The following is a 1,846-nucleotide window of genomic DNA, read 5'->3' as shown; positions in this document are numbered from 1 at the left end:
CGGGTGGACTGGCTGCCCGGGGCGGGGTGATCCCCCCCGTCGAGGGGCGCCGGGGTTGGCCCGGGTCGGGGGAGACCCGTAGGGTGCGACACATGCCGATGACCGTTCTTCCGCCGCCGGCCGCGTAACGCGGGCCGCACCGGTACGAGCGCGACGGACCCCGGGTTCCCGCGCCGACGGGTCGTGCCCGCCACGGGACACGCGACCTGTTCGGCATCCTTTCGGCGGGAGAACCCCACCCATGTCACATCCATTGTCCTCCGTCCCCGCCCTGCCCGTGGGGCGGGGACTGCTCTACGTCGTCGTCGCCGCCACCGCATGGGGCACCGCGGGGGCGGCGGCGGCCGTCCTCTTCGAGACCAGCGGCCTGGGCCCCGTGGCCCTCACCTTCTGGCGCACCCTCGGCGGCCTCGTCCTGTTGTCGGCCTTCGGGTGGCTGACGCGCCCCCGCACCCTCGCGTCCGTCGCCACCCCGTCGGCCCCGGTCCGACGGCGCGAACGGATCACCCGCATCGCCGTCATGGGGCTGGGGCTCACGGTCTTCCAGACCGGCTACTTCGCCGGTGTGCAGCACACCGGCCTGGCCGTCGGCACCGTGGTGACCCTCGGCGCCGGTCCGGTGCTCATCGCCCTGGGCGCCCGGTGGTGGATGGGGGAGCGGCTCGGTCGGGGCGGCACGCTCGCCGTCGTCGGGGCCCTGGCGGGTCTGCTCGTCCTCGTGCTCGGGGGCGCGCACGGCGCCGACACCGTCCGTCCGCTCGGAGTGGGCTTCGCCCTGCTCTCGGCCACCGGGTACGCCGTCATCACCCTGTACACCCGATGGGCCGGGCACCGGGGTGCGCCGGTGGACCCCCGTTCCACCACCCCGGCCTCCTTCGCCGTGTGCGCGATCTGCCTGCTGCCCCTCGGGTTGCTGGAGGGCCGGGGGCTGCTGCCGAGCGGGGAGGCGTTGCCGGAGACCGTCGCGCTGATGGTCTACATGGCGGCGGTGCCCACCGCCCTGGCCTACGCCCTGTACTTCGCCGGACTGGCGGCGGTGCGGGCGGCGACCGCCTCGGTCATCGCGCTGATCGAGCCGGTCACCGCGGCGGCGATCGCGGTCTGGTGGTTGGGCGAGACGCTCTCGACCACCACGGTCGCCGGCACCGTCCTGCTGTTGGTGGCGGTGGCGGGGCTGATCCTGGCCGAAACCCGGTCAGCCCCGGGCGAGGGCCGTCAGGTACGCCGGAACCGGCCGGACCGCCTCCCGCTCGTCGGCGGGGACGGGGACGCCGTGGGCGGTCAGGACCGGCAGGACCCCGCTCCAGTGCGGGAGTGAGAGGTCCTCGGGTTCCTCGTTCGGTCCACCCTCCCGGACCTTGGCGGAGACCTCGGTGAGGTCGATCGCGAGCACGGCGGTGGCCGCGGCCTCCCGCGCGTTCGCCGGCCTGCAGTCCGCCGATCGACCCGGCACCGCCTGGTCCACCAGCGCGTCCAGGGCCCGGGCCCGTTCGGCCGGGTCCGTGACCTGTCGGGCGGTGCCGTGCACCACCACCGAGCGGTGGTTGACCGAGTGGTGGAAGGCGGACTTGGCCAGCACCACGCCGTCGACGTGGGTGACCGTCACGCACACCGGCAGCCCCTCCGGGTTCCCGGCCGCGCGCAGCGGCCGGGAACCCGTGGAGCCGTGCACGTACAGACGCTCCCCGCGACGGGCGTAGAGGGTGGGCAGCACCACCGGCCGACCATCGCGCACGAAGCCCAGATGGCAGATCCACCCGGCGTCCAGAATGGCGTGCACCGATGCCCGGTCCCAACGGGCCCGGTGCCGGTCTCTTATACACATCACCGACCCCACGAGGCTTGG

General features: G+C 74.6%; 1 protein-coding gene and 1 pseudogene. One reads left to right on the top strand and one right to left on the bottom strand.

From position 1 onward, the window contains the following. Positions 1–241 precede the first annotated feature (241 nt). Positions 242–1,216: pseudogene (locus FOE67_RS24290) on the top strand (DMT family transporter); the annotation flags it as partial. Here the strand turns inward: FOE67_RS24290 and FOE67_RS24285 are convergent. After that, a complete protein-coding gene (locus tag FOE67_RS24285; RefSeq protein WP_182666973.1) occupies positions 1,196–1,825 on the bottom strand; it encodes a pyridoxamine 5'-phosphate oxidase family protein in 630 nt (209 codons plus the stop codon). The pseudogene FOE67_RS24290 and the gene FOE67_RS24285 overlap by 21 nt on opposite strands. Between the last annotated feature and the right edge of the window lie 21 nt (positions 1,826–1,846).

The organism is Streptomyces calidiresistens, from assembly GCF_014141525.1.
Lineage (GTDB): Bacteria > Actinomycetota > Actinomycetes > Streptomycetales > Streptomycetaceae > Streptomyces > Streptomyces calidiresistens.
The sequence above is the reverse complement of the archived record's forward strand: the minus strand, read 5'-3'. Positions and strand labels throughout refer to the sequence as shown.